This is a genomic window from Bradyrhizobium sp. F1.4.3, from assembly GCF_040548375.1.
Classification (GTDB): Bacteria; Pseudomonadota; Alphaproteobacteria; order Rhizobiales; family Xanthobacteraceae; genus Bradyrhizobium.
Map to the genome: position 1 here is coordinate 607391 of NZ_JBEPRN010000001.1, position 15365 is coordinate 622755.

Annotated in this window: 15 protein-coding genes; 2 read left to right on the forward strand and 13 right to left on the reverse strand. The window is 64.3% G+C overall.

Annotated elements, in window-relative coordinates; all coding sequences use genetic code 11:
- The 13 genes from nuoG to ABIB73_RS03080 all read right to left on the reverse strand — a co-directional run bounded on the left by nuoG (position 1) and on the right by ABIB73_RS03080 (position 12555).
- Positions 1-2076: an NADH-quinone oxidoreductase subunit NuoG gene (gene nuoG, locus ABIB73_RS03020; RefSeq protein ID WP_354221291.1), complete on the reverse strand. Its 2076-nt coding sequence runs from the start codon at positions 2074-2076 to the stop codon at positions 1-3.
- A gap of 5 nt (positions 2077-2081) precedes the next feature.
- Positions 2082-3407 carry an NADH-quinone oxidoreductase subunit NuoF gene (gene nuoF, locus ABIB73_RS03025; RefSeq protein ID WP_354221293.1) on the reverse strand — a complete coding sequence of 442 codons (1326 nt, stop codon included), beginning with the start codon at positions 3405-3407 and terminating at the stop codon, positions 2082-2084.
- Between the two features lie 15 nt (positions 3408-3422).
- Positions 3423-3626, reverse strand: coding sequence for a hypothetical protein (locus ABIB73_RS03030; protein WP_354221295.1), 204 nt, complete (start codon positions 3624-3626; stop codon positions 3423-3425).
- A complete protein-coding gene (gene nuoE, locus ABIB73_RS03035; protein WP_354221297.1) occupies positions 3626-4237 on the reverse strand; it encodes an NADH-quinone oxidoreductase subunit NuoE in 612 nt (203 codons plus the stop codon). Before nuoE ends, ABIB73_RS03030 begins: the two co-directional genes overlap by 1 nt.
- An 11-nt stretch (positions 4238-4248) precedes the next feature.
- Positions 4249-5211, reverse strand: a complete 963-nt coding sequence (locus ABIB73_RS03040) for an FkbM family methyltransferase (RefSeq protein WP_354221299.1) — start codon at positions 5209-5211, stop codon at positions 4249-4251.
- On the reverse strand, positions 5211-6407 hold the full coding sequence (locus tag ABIB73_RS03045; protein ID WP_354221301.1) for an NADH-quinone oxidoreductase subunit D: 1197 nt from the start codon (positions 6405-6407) through the stop codon (positions 5211-5213). Before ABIB73_RS03045 ends, ABIB73_RS03040 begins: the two co-directional genes overlap by 1 nt.
- Positions 6408-6409: 2 nt before the next feature.
- Positions 6410-7024, reverse strand: a complete 615-nt coding sequence (locus ABIB73_RS03050; RefSeq protein ID WP_354221303.1) for an NADH-quinone oxidoreductase subunit C — start codon at positions 7022-7024, stop codon at positions 6410-6412.
- Between the two features lie 11 nt (positions 7025-7035).
- Positions 7036-7617 carry a NuoB/complex I 20 kDa subunit family protein gene (locus ABIB73_RS03055; protein ID WP_502691310.1) on the reverse strand — a complete coding sequence of 194 codons (582 nt, stop codon included), beginning with the start codon at positions 7615-7617 and terminating at the stop codon, positions 7036-7038.
- Entirely contained in the window at positions 7614-7979 is a 366-nt protein-coding gene (locus tag ABIB73_RS03060) for an NADH-quinone oxidoreductase subunit A (RefSeq protein WP_027550614.1), read from the reverse strand. The genes ABIB73_RS03055 and ABIB73_RS03060 overlap by 4 nt, the downstream gene beginning before the upstream one ends.
- Before the next feature lie 246 nt (positions 7980-8225).
- The gene (locus tag ABIB73_RS03065) at positions 8226-8459 is read right to left on the reverse strand and encodes a hypothetical protein (RefSeq protein WP_354221306.1); all 234 of its coding nucleotides are present in this window, start codon (positions 8457-8459) and stop codon (positions 8226-8228) included.
- Positions 8456-9592 carry a PepSY-associated TM helix domain-containing protein gene (locus ABIB73_RS03070; RefSeq protein ID WP_354221308.1) on the reverse strand — a complete coding sequence of 379 codons (1137 nt, stop codon included), beginning with the start codon at positions 9590-9592 and terminating at the stop codon, positions 8456-8458. The genes ABIB73_RS03065 and ABIB73_RS03070 overlap by 4 nt, the downstream gene beginning before the upstream one ends.
- A gap of 22 nt (positions 9593-9614) precedes the next feature.
- A complete protein-coding gene (locus ABIB73_RS03075; protein ID WP_354222535.1) occupies positions 9615-11864 on the reverse strand; it encodes a TonB-dependent siderophore receptor in 2250 nt (749 codons plus the stop codon).
- A gap of 175 nt (positions 11865-12039) precedes the next feature.
- Entirely contained in the window at positions 12040-12555 is a 516-nt protein-coding gene (locus ABIB73_RS03080) for a MarR family winged helix-turn-helix transcriptional regulator (RefSeq protein ID WP_354221310.1), read from the reverse strand.
- A 196-nt stretch (positions 12556-12751) separates the two neighbouring features.
- Between ABIB73_RS03080 and ABIB73_RS03085 the strand changes: the two genes are divergently transcribed.
- Positions 12752-13942: a Rieske 2Fe-2S domain-containing protein gene (locus ABIB73_RS03085; RefSeq protein ID WP_354221312.1), complete on the forward strand. Its 1191-nt coding sequence runs from the start codon at positions 12752-12754 to the stop codon at positions 13940-13942.
- A 60-nt stretch (positions 13943-14002) separates the two neighbouring features.
- On the forward strand, positions 14003-15298 hold the full coding sequence (locus ABIB73_RS03090) for a spinster family MFS transporter (protein WP_354221314.1): 1296 nt from the start codon (positions 14003-14005) through the stop codon (positions 15296-15298).
- Positions 15299-15365 lie beyond the last annotated feature (67 nt).

The following is a 15365-nucleotide window of genomic DNA, read 5'->3' on the forward strand; positions in this document are numbered from 1 at the left end:
TCACTCCGCTGCGGTCAGCATCTGCCCGGAGGCAAGCCGCGAGCATTCCGCCATCACGGCAGACGCACGCGCGATTGGGTTGGTCAAATAGAAGTCCTCGACGAGCGGCTTGAACGGCGCCTTCTCCGTCGTGCCGCCCTTCCCCGCCAGCTTCTTGATCTGGTCGGCGGAGCCGGCCTCGATCTGGTCGAGACGGATCAGATGCGGGACCGCCTTGAAGATCACCTGGCGCAGGGCCGAAAGCGAGTCATAGCCGAGCTTCTTGCCGAGCGCTTCCGACAGTGCGCGCACGATCGCCCAGTCCTCGCGAGCTTCGCCCGGCGGGAACGCGGCGCGGCCGGTCATCTGCACGCGGCCTTCGGTGTTGACGTAGATCGCCGACTTCTCGGTATAGGCGGCTGCCGGCAGGATCACATCGGCGCGGTGCGCACCGCGGTCGCCATGGGTACCGATATAGACGACGAAGGTGCCGTCCGGCGCCTTGATCTCATCGGCGCCGAGCAGGAACAGCAAGTCCAGCGTGCCGAAGGTCGTCATCTGCGCGGCGTTCAGCCCGCCGGGACCTGCGACGAAGCCGATATCGAGCGCACCGACGCGCGAGGCGGTCTCGTGCAGCACGCCAAAGCCGTTCCAGCCGTCCTTCACCGCGCCGACATCGAGCGCGAGCTTGGCCGCGCTTGCGAGAATGGCGGCGCCGTCGTGACGCGACGCCGCGCCCGCGCCGACCAGGATGATCGGCTTCTTGGCGTTCTTCAACACGTCCATGAAGGAGTGCTTGCCGGCCGCGAGCTCGCTGAGCGTCTCGCTGCCAGCGCCGAGATAATCGTAGTCATAGGTCATGTCGGCCTTGGCGCCGATCACGCCGACCTTGAAGCCGCCGGCGCGCCAGCGCTTCCGGATGCGGGCGTTGAACACCGCCGCTTCCTTGCGCGGATTGGCGCCGATGATGAGCAGCGCATCGGCCTGCTCCACACCGACCAGCGTCGGATTGAAGATGTAGGAGCCGCGGCCGAGCGCGGGATCGAAGGCGTCCCCGCCCTGCACCGCCAGATTGGCCGAGCCAAACCTGGCCAGCAGATCCTTCAGCGCGAACATCTCTTCGACGCCCGAAAGATCGCCGGCGATTGCGCCGATCCGCTTGCCGTCGGTGCGAGCCACCTTGGCGGCGATCGCGGCGAAGGCCTCCTGCCAGCTCGCCGCGCGCAGCTTGCCGGCTTCGCGGATATAGGGCCGGTCCAGCCGCTGGGTGCGCAACCCGTCGACGACGTGGCGGGTCTTGTCCGAGATCCACTCCTCGTTCACGGCCTCGTTGATGCGCGGCAGCACGCGCATCACCTCGCGGCCGCGGGTGTCGACGCGGATCGCCGAGCCGATGCCGTCCATCACGTCGATCGACTGGGTCTTGCCGAGCTCCCACGGGCGCGCAGCGAAGGCATAAGGCTTCGAGGTCAGCGCGCCGACCGGGCAGATGTCGACGAGATTGCCCTGCAATTCCGACGTCAGCGCGTGCTCGAGATAGGTCGTGATCTCCATGTCCTCGCCGCGGCCAGTCGCGCCCATCTCGGGAGCGCCGGCGACTTCCGCCGAGAAGCGGACGCAGCGCGTGCACTGGATGCAGCGGTTCATCGAGGTCTTGACCAGCGCGCCGAGATATTTGTCCTCGACGGCGCGCTTGTTCTCGGCGAAGCGGCTGGTGTCGACACCATAGCCCATCGCCTGGTCTTGCAGGTCGCACTCGCCGCCCTGGTCGCAGATCGGGCAGTCCAGCGGATGGTTGATGAGAAGGAATTCCATCACGCCTTCGCGCGCCTTCTTCACCATCGGCGAACGCGTGGAGATTTCCGGCGGCTCGCCCTTGGGACCCGGGCGGCAGTCGCGCACGCCCCAGGCGCAGCTTGCGACCGGCTTCGGGCCGCCCTTCACTTCGACGAGGCACATCCGGCAATTGCCGGCGATCGACAGCCGCTCGTGATAGCAGAAGCGCGGAATCTCGGCGCCGGCGGCCTCGCACGCCTGGAGCAGCGTGTACTCGGCCGGGACATCGATCTCTTTGCCGTCGATGATGAGCTTGGTCATGCTTCCTACTCCGCCGCGACCATGTTCACGGGATCGCGGACGCCGGCATCGTCGATGTCGGCTTTGTGCGAATACTGGTCGATGCGCGCTTCGATCTCATGACGGAAATGCGCGATCAGGCCCTGGATCGGCCACGCGGCTGCGTCGCCGAGCGCGCAGATGGTGTGGCCTTCGACCTGTCTTGTCACCTCTAACAGCATGTCGATCTCGCGCTTGTGGGCGCGGCCCTCGGCCATACGGGTCAGCACGCGCCACATCCAGCCGGTGCCCTCACGGCACGGCGTGCACTGGCCGCAGCTCTCGTGCTTGTAGAAATAGGAGATGCGGGCGATCGCGCGGATCAGGTCAGTGGACTTGTCCATCACGATCACGGCCGCGGTGCCGAGGCCCGAGCGCAGCTTGCTCAAGGAGTCGAAATCCATCGGCGTGTCGATGATCTGCTCGGCCGGGACCATGCGCACCGACGAGCCGCCAGGGATCACGGCCTTGAGATTGTCCCAGCCGCCGCGGATGCCGCCGCAATGCTTCTCGATCAGCTCACGGAACGGGATGCCCATGGCTTCTTCGACGTTGCAGGGGCGCTCGACATGGCCGGAGATGCAGAACAGCTTGGTGCCGACATTGTTCGGACGGCCGATGCCGGCGAACCACGCCGCACCGCGGCGCAGGATATCGGGCGCAACGGCAATGGACTCGACGTTGTTGACGGTGGTCGGGCAGCCGTACAGGCCGACATTGGCCGGGAACGGCGGCTTCAGCCGCGGCTGGCCCTTCTTGCCCTCGAGACTTTCGAGCAGCGCGGTCTCCTCGCCGCAGATATAGGCGCCGGCGCCGTGCGCGACATAGATGTCGAACGGCCAGCCATTGACGTTGTCCTTGCCGACCAGCTTGGCCTCATAGGCCTGGTCGATAGCGGCCTGGAGGTGCTCGCGCTCGCGGATGAACTCGCCGCGGACATAGATGTAACAGGCATGCGCGTTCATCGCGCAGCTCGCGATCAGGCAGCCCTCGACCAGGAGATGCGGATCATGCCGCATGATCTCGCGATCCTTGCAGGTGCCGGGCTCGGATTCGTCGGCATTGACGACGAGGTAGCTCGGCCGGCCGTCGGTCGATTCCTTCGGCATGAACGACCATTTCAGACCGGTCGGGAAGCCGGCGCCGCCACGGCCGCGCAGGCCGGAGGCCTTCATCTCGTTGATGATCCAGTCGCGGCCCTTGTCGATGATGGCCTTGGTGCCATCCCAGGCGCCGCGGCGCCGCGCACCCTCGAGCCCCCAATCGTGGAGGCCGTAGAGGTTCTTGAAGATGCGGTCCTTGTCCTCGAGCATATCAGTGCTTTCCGATCAACGATTGGCCTGCTTGTAGGCAAGCCCGGCGGCGCAGACGGCGAAGGTCAGCGCCCAGAGCAGACTGGTTTCCTGCGTCGCGTTCATCATGAAGCGCTGGAGCAGGAACATGAAGGCGGCCGCGCCCGCGGCATGCATGGCAACGAAGCCCCATTTCTTCACGGCTTCGTTCCCTTCGATTGCTTGAGACGGGAGACCCATCAGGAGGTCTCCTTCAGCGTGGTCGGCCCGCCCGCCGGCGCGGAGAACTGACGGCCGTTCTGCGGACCGGGCTTCGGCGGATTGCCGGAAGCGAAACCGTCGAGCACCTTGCCGAAGGTCTCCTTGGTCAGGTCCTCATAGGTGTCCTTGCCGATCAGCACCATCGGCGCGTTCACGCAGGCACCCAGGCACTCCACCTCTTCCCAGCTGAAATTGCCGTCCTTGGAGAGATGGAAGGGATCGTGATGGATCCGGCTCTCGCAGACATGGATCAGGTCTTCGGCGCCGCGCAGGCGGCACGGCGTGGTGCCGCAGACCTGGACGTGAGCCTTCTTGCCGACGGGTGCGAGCTGGAACATCGTGTAGAAGGTCGCGACCTCGAGCACGCGGATATAGGGCATGTCGAGCATGTCGGCGATCGCGCGGATCGCAGCTTCCGACACCCAGCCGTCGTGCTGTTCCTGGGCGCGCCACAGGATCGCGATGACGGCGGAGGCTTGCCGGCCGGCCGGATATTTTGCGATCTGCTGTTTCGCGAACGCAAGGTTCTCGTCGGTGAACGCAAAGCTCGCGGGCTGGACTTCCTTGGGCGCTAATCGGCGGACGGACATCTCTTATTCTCTCACTGCATGCGGCGCGCGGTTTTCGCATTCAGGGCATTGATCCTGTCCTGCCAGAATGCGCTTGCGGTGCCGAAAACGTTGTAGCCGACGTGGGTCGAGACCTTGATGCGGTCGAGGATCGACAGCTCCGTCACGGTCTCCAGCCGGTTGGTGCGCGGATCGAGCACGATCAGCTTCATCGGAGTCTGTTCGAGGATGTAGCGCGACACCGCATGGCTGCGGTCGCTGCCGTGCTCCTCGCACATGATGACGCTGTCGGCCTCGAGCAGCCGGGCGCCGCCCTTGATCGCCTCGATCTCGACGCCCTCGACATCGAGCTTGATCAGATATTTGCCGCTGGCTGCGACCTTGCCGTCGTCGATGAGGTTGTCGAGCGCGATGACCGGAACGTCCTCGCCGCCGGCCGACGCACCACCGGCGATGCTGAAGGCCTCGTGCTTGGTGCCGGACAGCCGCGCGGTGCCGCGGGCCGCGCCGATCGCGCATTTCATGGTCTCGAAGCGGTTGCCGTTGACGCGCACATTGTTGGCAAGCTTCGGATAGTTCTGCCCGGACGGCTCGATCGCGATCGCCTGGTGGGCGCCGAACGGCTTGCTCGAAACCAGCACCGACCAGTAGCCGTAATTGGCGCCGCAATCGAGCAGCGTGTAGTCGACGTCGATGGAGTCCGCGAACAGCAGCTCGAGCTCGTCTTCGTAATTATAGGAGCGGTTGAGCAGCTTGCTCCAATAGCCGTCGCCGTAAGGGAATTCGAACACGGCGTCGGGGTTGAGCTTGATCGCGATGTTACGCTCGGGCAGAGCCTTGCGCAGCAGATTAGCGCAGGCGATGTAGCCCATATGCGAGAAGTGCGACGAGATCTTCGATCCCGTCACCAGCGCCAGCGCAGCCGTCCGCTCCCACAGGTTGGCCCCTTCAAGGACCCCCGAGGCACGGTCAAACTGGATTGGCGCCTGCGCCATCACCGATCGACCTCTCCGAACACGATGTCGAGCGAACCGAGGATCGCCGAAACGTCGGCGAGCAGATGGCCGCGGCAGATGTGATCCATCGCTTGCAGATGCGCAAAGCCCGGCGCGCGGATCTTGCACTTGTAGGGCTTGTTGCTGCCGTCGGAGACGAGATAGACGCCGAACTCGCCCTTGGGCGCCTCGACCGCGGCATAGACCTCGCCGGCCGGCACGTGGACGCCTTCGGTATAGAGCTTGAAGTGGTGGATCAGCGCTTCCATCGAGCGCTTCATCTCGCCGCGGCGCGGCGGCGCGACCTTGTTGTCCTCGACGACGACGGGCCCCTTTCCGTCCGGTGCGTTCAGCTTCTGGATGCACTGCCTCATGATGCGCACGGACTGACGCATCTCTTCCATGCGGATCAGATAGCGGTCGTAGCAGTCGCCGTTCTTGCCGATCGGAATGTCGAAATCCATCTCGGCGTAGCACTCATACGGCTGTGACTTGCGCAGATCCCAGGCAGCGCCCGAGCCGCGCACCATCACGCCCGAGAAACCCCACTCCCAGGCTTCCTTCAGCGGCACCACGCCGATATCGACGTTGCGCTGCTTGAAGATGCGGTTGGCGGTGAGCAGGCGATCGAGATCCTCGACCACTTTCAGGAACGGATCGCACCAGGCCTCGATGTCATCGACCAGCTTCTGCGGCAGGTCCTGGTGCACGCCGCCGACGCGAAAGAAGGCCGCATGCATGCGACTGCCCGAGGCGCGCTCGTAAAACACCATCAGCTTCTCGCGCTCTTCAAAGCCCCACAGCGGCGGGGTCAGCGCGCCGACGTCCATCGCCTGCGTGGTGACGTTGAGAAGGTGCGAGAGAATGCGGCCGATCTCGCAATAGAGCACGCGGATCAACTGGCCGCGGCGCGGCACCTCGATGCCGAGCAGCTTTTCGGCAGCCAGACAAAAGGCGTGCTCCTGGTTCATCGGCGCGACGTAGTCGAGCCGGTCGAAGTACGGGATCGCCTGCAAGTACGTCTTCTGCTCGATCAGCTTTTCGGTGCCGCGATGCAGAAGGCCGATATGCGGGTCGACGCGTGCGACGACTTCGCCGTCCAATTCGAGCACCAAACGCAGCACGCCGTGCGCAGCCGGATGCTGCGGGCCGAAGTTGATGGTGAAATTTCGGAGGTTCTCAGGTTGCTCGTTCATGATCAGACCTTCGGCCCTGCTTTTTCATCGCCCGGAAGGACCGGATAGTCGGCGCCCTCCCACGGCGACAAAAAGTCGAACTTGCGGAATTCCTGGCTGAGCCGGACCGGCTCGTACACCACCCGCTTCTCCTGGTCGTCGTAGCGGACCTCGAGAAAGCCGGTGGTCGGGAAATCCTTGCGCAGCGGATGCCCCTCGAAACCGTAATCCGTGAGAAGGCGGCGCATGTCGGGATGACCGACAAAGATCACGCCATAGAGGTCGTAGGCCTCGCGCTCGAACCAGTCGGCACCGGGAAACACGTCGATCAGCGACGGCACCTGCGTGGTCTCGTCGGCCTGAGCCTTGAGCCGGATCCGCGTGTTCAGCGTCGGTGACAGGAAGTGATAGATCACGTCAAACCGCTTCTCGCGGTCAGGATAGTCCACCGCCGTAATGTCGGTGAAGTTGATGAAGCGGCAATTCGGATCGTCACGGAGGTACTTGACCACCTCGACGATCTTGCTGGCCTCGACATCAACCGTGAGCTGGTTGAAGGCCACCGCGTGAGCGGTGGCGGCGCCCGGAAGCGCGCTAACGATCGTTTGCCCCAGGGCGTCGAGCTTGCCATCGTCCATGACGTAAAACCTTAGCGTTCGATGGTGCCGGTGCGCCGGATCTTCTTCTGGAGCAGCAGCACGCCATAGAGCAATGCTTCCGCCGTGGGCGGGCAGCCCGGCACGTAGATGTCGATTGGCACGATACGGTCGCAGCCGCGCACGACCGAGTACGAATAATGGTAGTAGCCGCCGCCATTGGCGCAGGAGCCCATCGAGATGACGTAGCGCGGCTCCGGCATCTGGTCGTAGACCTTGCGCAGCGCCGGCGCCATCTTGTTGGTCAAGGTCCCTGCGACGATCATCACGTCGGACTGCCGCGGCGAGGCACGCGGCGCGAAGCCGAAGCGCTCGACGTCGTAGCGCGGCATCGACACCTGCATCATCTCGACGGCGCAACAGGCGAGACCGAAGGTCATCCACATCAGCGAGCCGGTGCGGGCCCAGGTGATGAGGTCGTCGGTCGCGGCCACGAAGAAGCCCTTGTCGGACAGCTCGGAATTGACCTCGAGGAAGAACGGATCATTGGCTCCGACCGGCTTGCCGGTCGACGGATCCAGGATGCCCTTGGGGGCCGGCGTTACGATCGGGCCAGCTGATGGTGCAGGGTTCAATCCCATTCGAGTGCGCCTTTCTTCCATTCATAGGCGAACCCGACCGTCAGCACGGCGAGGAACACCAGCATGGACCAGAAGCCGGTCGCGCCAAGCTTGCCAAACGCCACCGCCCAGGGAAACAGGAACGCCACTTCGAGGTCGAAGATGATGAAGAGGATCGCGACCAGATAGAAGCGGACGTCGAACTTCATGCGGGCGTCGTCGAAGGCGTTGAAACCGCATTCATACGCCGACAGTTTTTCCGGGTCCGGCTGCTGGAACGCCACGATGAAGGGCGCGATCAGCAGCACGAGGCCGATGAGGCCCGCTACCCCTATAAAGACGACGAGTGGAAGATAGTTCTGCAGAATGCCGCTCATTGACGAGCCCTTTTTCCCGCAGCCTCGGGACAGCCACGGATTCGTCCAGTTTGGAATTGTTCTGAGCCTTAGCGCAGTGCACCAATGGGCGCAAGACACGCTATTTTCAGGCCCTTTGCCGCCCCAGAACGGTGAAAATCCCGGAATCACCCCGCGCTGGTATGGAGCAGATCGGAAAAGCCAGCAAGGGCGGCCACAGTTTTGCAGGGCAGCACTTCTGGGATTGCGGCGCACAGGTGCCGGCAGCTACTTGCCGCGTAGTGTCTGCCCAAATTGCCCGGTTTTCTTGGTGCGGCGGCGCACCCAGACCCAGGCGATGACCAGTACGGGGGCTCCCACCGTCACCCAGGCGACATACTGACCGACCGTACCACAAAGCAGTGCAGCCAGCAGGCCGGTGATGGTCGCAGTCGCGAGCAGGATAGGTGCAGCAAAGACACGTATCCACAGGCGCGAAGGGCCGGACGAGCCATGCATCACGACGGGACCGGGGCCCGCTTGACGAATGCATCAGTGCGGGCGGGCGTTCGCTTGCGCCGCCGGGCCAGCCAGAGATAGAGACCGCTGCCGATCACAACGATCGTGAGCATGTCGAGCGCGGCCCAGATCAGCTTCAGCGGCATGCCGCCGTAGTCGCCGAAATGCAACGGCTGCGAGATCAGCAGCGCCTGGAGATAAAGCGGCAGCGCCCGGCTGTCGGCGACCTCCCCGGTTTCGCCGTCGAGCAGGACCGGCTTCAACAGCCGCGCCGTTAGGGCCGTATCGCCGCGCATGAAGGCGGCGAAATGGTGCGAGGACGTAAACGGCGTGCCTGGAAATGCGATGAAGGCGATCTCCATGCCGGGAGCCGCCTGCTTCGACCGCGCGATCACGTCGTCGAGCGAAGCAAGCTGCAATGGCGGCGGCTTGCCGGCATAAGGCGCGACCATGCTGGCAAGCTCGGTCGCCTTCCACTGGTTCAGCATCAGCTCGGCCCAGGTGTTGACGACGCCGGTCAGCCCGACCACCAGCGCCCAGGCCACCGTCACGACGCCAATCAGATTGTGCCAGTCGAGCCAGACCACGCGGCGCGCGGCGCTGTCGCGGATGGTGGCAAAGCGCAGGCGCCGGGTGAACGGCCAGTACAGCACCACGCCGGAGACGATCGCGACGGCGAACAGCAGCCCCATCGCGCCGAGAAACAGCTTTCCGGCCTGGCCGGCGAACATGTCGGTGTGCAGCTTGAGCACGATCAGCATCGGCCCGACGCCGACTGGCCCGAGCAACTTTGCCGAGACCGCGTCGAAGGCACGCACGGTCGCGTTGTCGGGCGCACCGTCAGGCGCGCTGTTGGTGAAGGCCATGACGAGCCCGGGCTCGTCCTTGTCCCAGGAGATATATTGCAGGACACGGCCGGGATCGGCGGCGAGCGCGGCGTCGGCGACGACTTGTGGCGTCGCGCGCGCCGCGCTCGCATGAGCTTCGGGCTGGGGGGCGTAGCCCAGGAGCTCATCGATCTCGTGATGGAAGATCAGCGGCAGGCCGGTCAGGCAGAGCAAAAGCAGGAACACAGTCGAGATCAGGCTGGTCCAGGTATGGACCACTGACCAGAGTCTGATCGTGCGCGCCTTCACGACACCCTTCCCTCGCCCGGCCTCACCATTTGTAGGAGACGCTGGCGGTGACGCGGCGCCGGTCGCCGTAGAAGCAGGACGAGGCCGAGGCACAGCTCGCGACGTAGATCTTGTCGGTCAGGTTGATCACGTTGATGGCCGTACGCCAGTTCTGCCATTCGTAGTGGACCGCGAGGTCGCCGAGCACCACCGCGGGAACCTCGAGGGTGTTGGCGGTGTCGGCCCAGGACGAGCCGACATAGCGCACGCCCCCGCCGAAACCAAATCCCTCGAGCGGTCCGTCCTTGAAGGTGTAGTCCGCCCAGCCCGAGATCAGTATCTCCGGCGTGTTGGTCGGCGTCTTGCCGATCAGGGTCGGATCGAGGTCCTTGCTCGTGAAGAGATGATAGGCGGTGAAGGAGCCGATCAATTTCAGCTCCTTGGTAGCGTTGGCGACCGCTTCGAGTTCGATGCCGCGCGAGGTCACCTCGCCGGTCTGGTTTTGCAGCAGCACATTCGACGGATCGGTGGTTGCCACATTCTGTCGCTTCAGGTCGAACACCGAGGCTGTGAAATAGCCGTCAAATCCCCTGGGCGCGACCTTCACGCCGATTTCGGCCTGCTTGCCCGTCTCCGGCAGGAACAGCTGGTTTTGCGCGTTGAGGCCGATGATCGGATTGTAGCTCGTGGCATAGGAAATATAGGGTGCGATGCCGTTGTCGAAATTGTAGATCAGCCCGGCGCGCCCGCTGAACTTGCTGTCGGCGCGTTGGGCAATATTTGCGCCGGTGTCACGCGCGACCTGTGATGTCTCGACCCAATCGTTGCGGCCGCTCAAGACCAGCGTGAAGTTGCCGAGCTTCATCTGGTCCTGAACGTAGGTGCCGGCCTGCTTCTGCGTGATCTGGAAGTTGCGGAACGGCGCGCCCGTGAGCGGAATCTCGAGACCATAGGCGGGACTGAAGACGTTGATCGACGGAACGGTGCCGAAGTTGAAGGCCTGATAGTCGTCGATCTGATAACCCTTCAAATCGACCCCGAACAGCATCGTGTGCTTCACCGGGCCGGTGTTGAAGCGGTATTCCAGCTGGTTGTCGAGGTCGGCCTGGTTGGCGGTGTTCTTCGCATACCAATTATAGCGGCCCATCGTGGCCGTATTGATGTTGTCCCAACCGTTGCCGATGAAACCGCGATAGGTCAGGTCGACATGCGCAAACCGCGCGTTCTGCCGGAACGTCAGGTCGTCGGTGAGATTGCGCTCGAACTGGTAGCCGAGCATCTCCTGCTCGCGCGTGAACTTGTCGACGTTGGGATCGCCGGCGAAGAAGCTGGTCGGGATCTTGCCGAACGGCGCGTTGGTCACCGTGCCCTGGTAGGGCAGGAAGTTGATGCCGCGGGTGTCCTGCTTCGAGGCCGAAGCGAGCACCGTGAACGTGGTGTCGGCATCCGGCTTCCAGGTGAACGACGGTGCGATGAAGTAATTGTTGTCGGGCGTGAAGTTGACCTGGGTGTTGCCGTTCTGGACCTGGCCGACGACGCGGTAGAACAACTTGCCGTTGTCCGGCTGCGTTGCGACGGGACCACCGACGTCGAAGCCGACATAGGCGTTGCCGAAATTGTTGACGCCGGTCTCGATGTAGCGGACCGGCTCGGTCGGCGGCATCTTGCTGATGACGTTGACGATGCCGCTCGGACTCGATCCGCCATAGAGCACCGCCGACGGACCGCGCAGCACCTCGACCCGCTCCATGTTGGAGGGCTGCAGCTTCCAACTCGCATAGGAGGTGTAGAACAGCTGCATGCCGTCGAGGAACAGCCCGACGTCGTCGGACTTGAAGCCGCGGATCAGCCACCAGTCGTTGCGCGTATCCGCACCGAAGGTGCCGGCGCGCACGCCGGCGGTGTAGCGCAGGACTTCGTCGAGCTTGTTCGGCTTCTGGTCGCGGATCTGATCCGCGCCGATCACCGAGACCGCCTGCGGCGTCTCCATGATCGGCGTGTTGGTCTTGGTGCCGGACGAGCTGCGATTGGCGACGTAGCCGTGCACGGGGCCGCGCGCGGTCTCGACGAAGCCGACATTGCGTTGCGGCTGTGGTTTCTGGCTGTTGGCGCTCTGTACCGAGCGCTGAGCCCGGCGCGGCGCGGTCGTGGCTGCACGGCGGCGCTGTTCGGGCGCGGCCACTGTCACCGGCGGCAAGTTCGCCGCGCCGGATTGCGCCGACGATTGCGCAAGCGATGCTTGCGGCACCAAGACCCAAGCGGACGCGGTCGCCAACACGGCCGACCGCAGCATACCAAGACTGTTCAACGCGCCACCCCAAGACTGCATGTTTGATGCGTCATGCCGCCTTCCCAGGACGGCATGCGTTGGCGGTGACGCTTATGTGAGGGCGCGCGATTTCCCTAATTGAAAGCTTCTTAGAGAGACTCTTAGAAGCGATCCAATATTTTCGGAGATTGCCAACAGATCAGCGCGGAGCTTTCTCGGCTTCGAGCATCTCTTCCGCAGTCGCAGTGAGACGCTCGATCTGCGCAAGCAACGTTTCGAACTCGTTCTTGCTCAATTGTTCCAGCAGCAGGCGATTGCGCTCCTGCGCGCCGGCGACGATCGCGTCATGTGCGGCAAGCCCCGCCGCGGTGAGCGACACCAGCACCTCACGACTGTCTTTCGGATTCGCCGACTTCGCGATCAGCTTGCGCGACACGAGCCCGGCGAGCGCGCGGCTGATCTGGCCCTTGTCCTGGCCGACCGCTTCGGCGAGCCGCGCCACGCTCATCGGCGGACGCCGGCCGAGCGAGGCGACGAGGCCGAACTCGACCGAGGACAATCCGGCGAGGCGCTTGTAGCGCAGGATGGCGCCGCGCTTGAGCAGATTGGCGAGCACCATCAGCCGCGACGACAGCATCACCGTGATCGGCGCGGGCGACCCGCTGTCGTCGGTCTCGGGCGATGTCCGCCCATCGCTGCTCTGTGTCACGCTCATGTCTCACCTGTGCCAAGAAAGACCTGTGCCAAGAAAGCCCTGGCGTGCCAAGCCCGCGCGCCGCAGCCCTCCTGCGTCATCCAATGCAACCAAGAGGCATTTGGAAAATCGTTGACATTGTCATCGATCCATCTTTCACTGGGTCAACGGATGAAAACGACCCGGGCTGTGCAAGGCCTGCGGCGGGAGGACCAGGATGAGCATCACCCAGCGGGATCGTGATCTCGGCACGGCCTATGCGATGAAGCCGGCGCAGACGCGCACCGAGCTGACCTCGGTCGTGCGCGGCACGCCGATGGGCGAACTGCTGCGCCGCTACTGGCATCCGGTCGGGCTCACCGCTGACGCCACCGACACACCGAAGCAGGTGCGCGCGCTCGACGAGGATCTGATCCTGTTCCGCGACAAGCATGGCCGCGTTGGCCTGCTGCACGCCCGCTGCTGCCATCGCGGCACCACGCTCTATTACGGCAAGGTCGAGGAAGACGGCATCCGCTGCTGCTATCACGGCTGGAAGTTCGACACCGAAGGCCACTGCCTGGAACAGCCCTGCGAGCCCGATGGCGGCCCGTTCAAGGACAAGGTGCGCCAGCCCTGGTATCCGGTCGAAGAGCGCTACGGGCTGATCTTCGCCTATATGGGCCCGGCCGAGAAACGCCCGGTGCTGCCGCGCTACGAGTGTCTGGAAAACATGGACGACGGCGAGTTCGTCGAGGCCGACGATTCCTCGATCGGCGGCGGTGGCCCTGCGGTCATCCCCTGCAACTGGCTCCAGCATTTCGAGAACGTGGTCGATCCCTACCACGTGCCGGTGCTGCACGGCTCGTTCTCAGGCCCGCAATTCACCAACATGATGGCCTCGATGCCGGAGGTGAAGTTCGACAAGACGCCGCGCGGGATCGCCGTGCGCTCGATCCGCAAGCAGGACGACGGCAAGGTGTTTTACCGTGTCACCGAAGCCGCCCTCCCTACGCTGCGCGTCGTACCGAATCCGCGCGTGGCGCAGTTCGCCCGCGTCGAGTCGATCGGCTGGACGCTGCCGATCGACGACACCTCGTTCCGCATCTATGTCGCCGGCCGCGTCAAGAATTCCGGCGACATCGGCCGCATGCGCTCGAAGTTCAACGGAAAATTCTGGTGGGACATGACGGAGGCCGAGCACCAGCAGTTCCCCGGCGACTACGAGGCCCAGGTCGGCCAAGGCCCGCAGACAATCCATTCCGAGGAGCATTTTGGCCAGAGCGACCGCGGCATCCTGATGATCCGGCGCATGCTGGGCGACCAGCTCGACGCGATGGCCGCAGAGCGCGACCCGATCGGCGTCTCATTCGACGCCAGCGCGCCGCCGGTCGAGTTCGAAGCGGGGAACTACATCCGCGAAGGCTGAGCAGACAGCCCGTACAAGGGCTGGACCAACGACAACAACAAAGACACATTGGGGGAAGCGATGGTCGATGTGACGTCACAGGTGCCGGTGCAAACGGCCGCCGCGGCAACGCCGTCGGCGCGGCGCTACTACGTGCTGGGCCTGCTCACCCTCATCTATGCGCTGAACTTCCTCGACCGCACGATCTTCAATGTCCTGATCGAGCCGATCAAGAAGGAGTTTCAGCTCAGCGATACCGTGATGGGCCTGCTCGCAGGCTTCGGCTTCGCGCTGTTCTATTCCCTGCTCGGCATTCCCATCGCGCGCGTCGCCGACCGGCTCAACCGGCGCAACATCGTCGCGATGGCGTTCGCGTTCTGGAGCGCGATGACGGCGTTGTGCGGGATGGCTTCGAGCGTGACCGCGCTGGCGTTCGCGCGAATCGGCGTCGGCATCGGCGAATCCGCTGGCTCTCCCGCCTCGCAGTCGATCGTCGCCGATCTCTTTGCCAAGAACGAGCGCCCGCGCGCGCTCGGCATCTACGCCATCGGCACCTATCTCGGCGTCTTCCTCGGCTATTTCGTCGGCGGCTATGTCAACCAGCATTATGGCTGGCGGGCAGCGTTCTACGTTGCGGGCCTGCCGGGAATCCTGCTCGCCGCTATTCTCTGGCTGACGATCTCAGAGCCGAAGCGCGGCGCGATGCAGGAGGCTTTCGTGCCCGAGCCCCTCGGCCCGACGCTGCGCTTCCTCGCCTCACAGCAGAGTTTCATCATCGTGCTGGTCGGCTTCTGCCTGACCACCTACACCAACTACGCGACCGCGGCCTGGATCCCGCCGTTCCTCGCCCGCGTGCACCATCTGTCGAGCGCCGAGATCGGCACCTATGCCGGCACGTTCAAGGGGCTCGCGGGCATGGCCGGCACACTGCTCGGCGGCTTCGTGGTGGCCAACATCAGCCGCCGCGACGATCGCTGGAAGCTGTGGGCACCTGCGATCACCTCAGGGCTTGCCGGCCCGGTGTTTGCGCTGTGCATGCTGACGCAGGATTTCGCGATGATGGTGGCCATGCTGGCGCTGACCTCGTTCCTGGTCGGCTTCCATCTCGGGCCGATTTTTGCGATCGCGCAGACGGTCGCAAAACCCAGCATGCGGGCGCTGGCCTCCGCGCTGATCGCACTCACCGCGACCTGCTTCGGCCAGGGCGTGGGCCCGCTCGCCGTGGGCGTGGTCAACGATGCCCTGAAGGGCAGCTTCGGAGCGGATGCCGTGCGGTATTCGCTGCTCTCGGCGGCGGTCACGACCACGCTCGGCGCCCTGCTGTTCGTCTGGGCCGCCCGGTCGATCCGGGCCGATATCGGCCGGGCCGCCGCCTGAGGCCGGTTCCGGCCGCCAGCCCGGCGAAACCAACCGGGCGCATTGATGAAACCATTTTGCGGAACCC

Coding starts and splice junctions, on each gene's coding strand:
- nuoG (WP_354221291.1), bottom strand. CDS start 2,076: ATGACCAAGCTCATCATCGACGGCAAAGAGATCGATGTCCCGGCCGAG.
- nuoF (WP_354221293.1), bottom strand. CDS start 3,407: ATGCTCGAGGACAAGGACCGCATCTTCAAGAACCTCTACGGCCTCCAC.
- ABIB73_RS03030 (WP_354221295.1), bottom strand. CDS start 3,626: ATGGGTCTCCCGTCTCAAGCAATCGAAGGGAACGAAGCCGTGAAGAAA.
- nuoE (WP_354221297.1), bottom strand. CDS start 4,237: ATGTCCGTCCGCCGATTAGCGCCCAAGGAAGTCCAGCCCGCGAGCTTT.
- ABIB73_RS03040 (WP_354221299.1), bottom strand. CDS start 5,211: ATGGCGCAGGCGCCAATCCAGTTTGACCGTGCCTCGGGGGTCCTTGAA.
- ABIB73_RS03045 (WP_354221301.1), bottom strand. CDS start 6,407: ATGAACGAGCAACCTGAGAACCTCCGAAATTTCACCATCAACTTCGGC.
- ABIB73_RS03050 (WP_354221303.1), bottom strand. CDS start 7,024: ATGGACGATGGCAAGCTCGACGCCCTGGGGCAAACGATCGTTAGCGCG.
- ABIB73_RS03060 (WP_027550614.1), bottom strand. CDS start 7,979: ATGAGCGGCATTCTGCAGAACTATCTTCCACTCGTCGTCTTTATAGGG.
- ABIB73_RS03075 (WP_354222535.1), bottom strand. CDS start 11,864: ATGCTGCGGTCGGCCGTGTTGGCGACCGCGTCCGCTTGGGTCTTGGTG.
- ABIB73_RS03080 (WP_354221310.1), bottom strand. CDS start 12,555: ATGAGCGTGACACAGAGCAGCGATGGGCGGACATCGCCCGAGACCGAC.
- ABIB73_RS03085 (WP_354221312.1), top strand. CDS start 12,752: ATGAGCATCACCCAGCGGGATCGTGATCTCGGCACGGCCTATGCGATG.
- ABIB73_RS03090 (WP_354221314.1), top strand. CDS start 14,003: ATGGTCGATGTGACGTCACAGGTGCCGGTGCAAACGGCCGCCGCGGCA.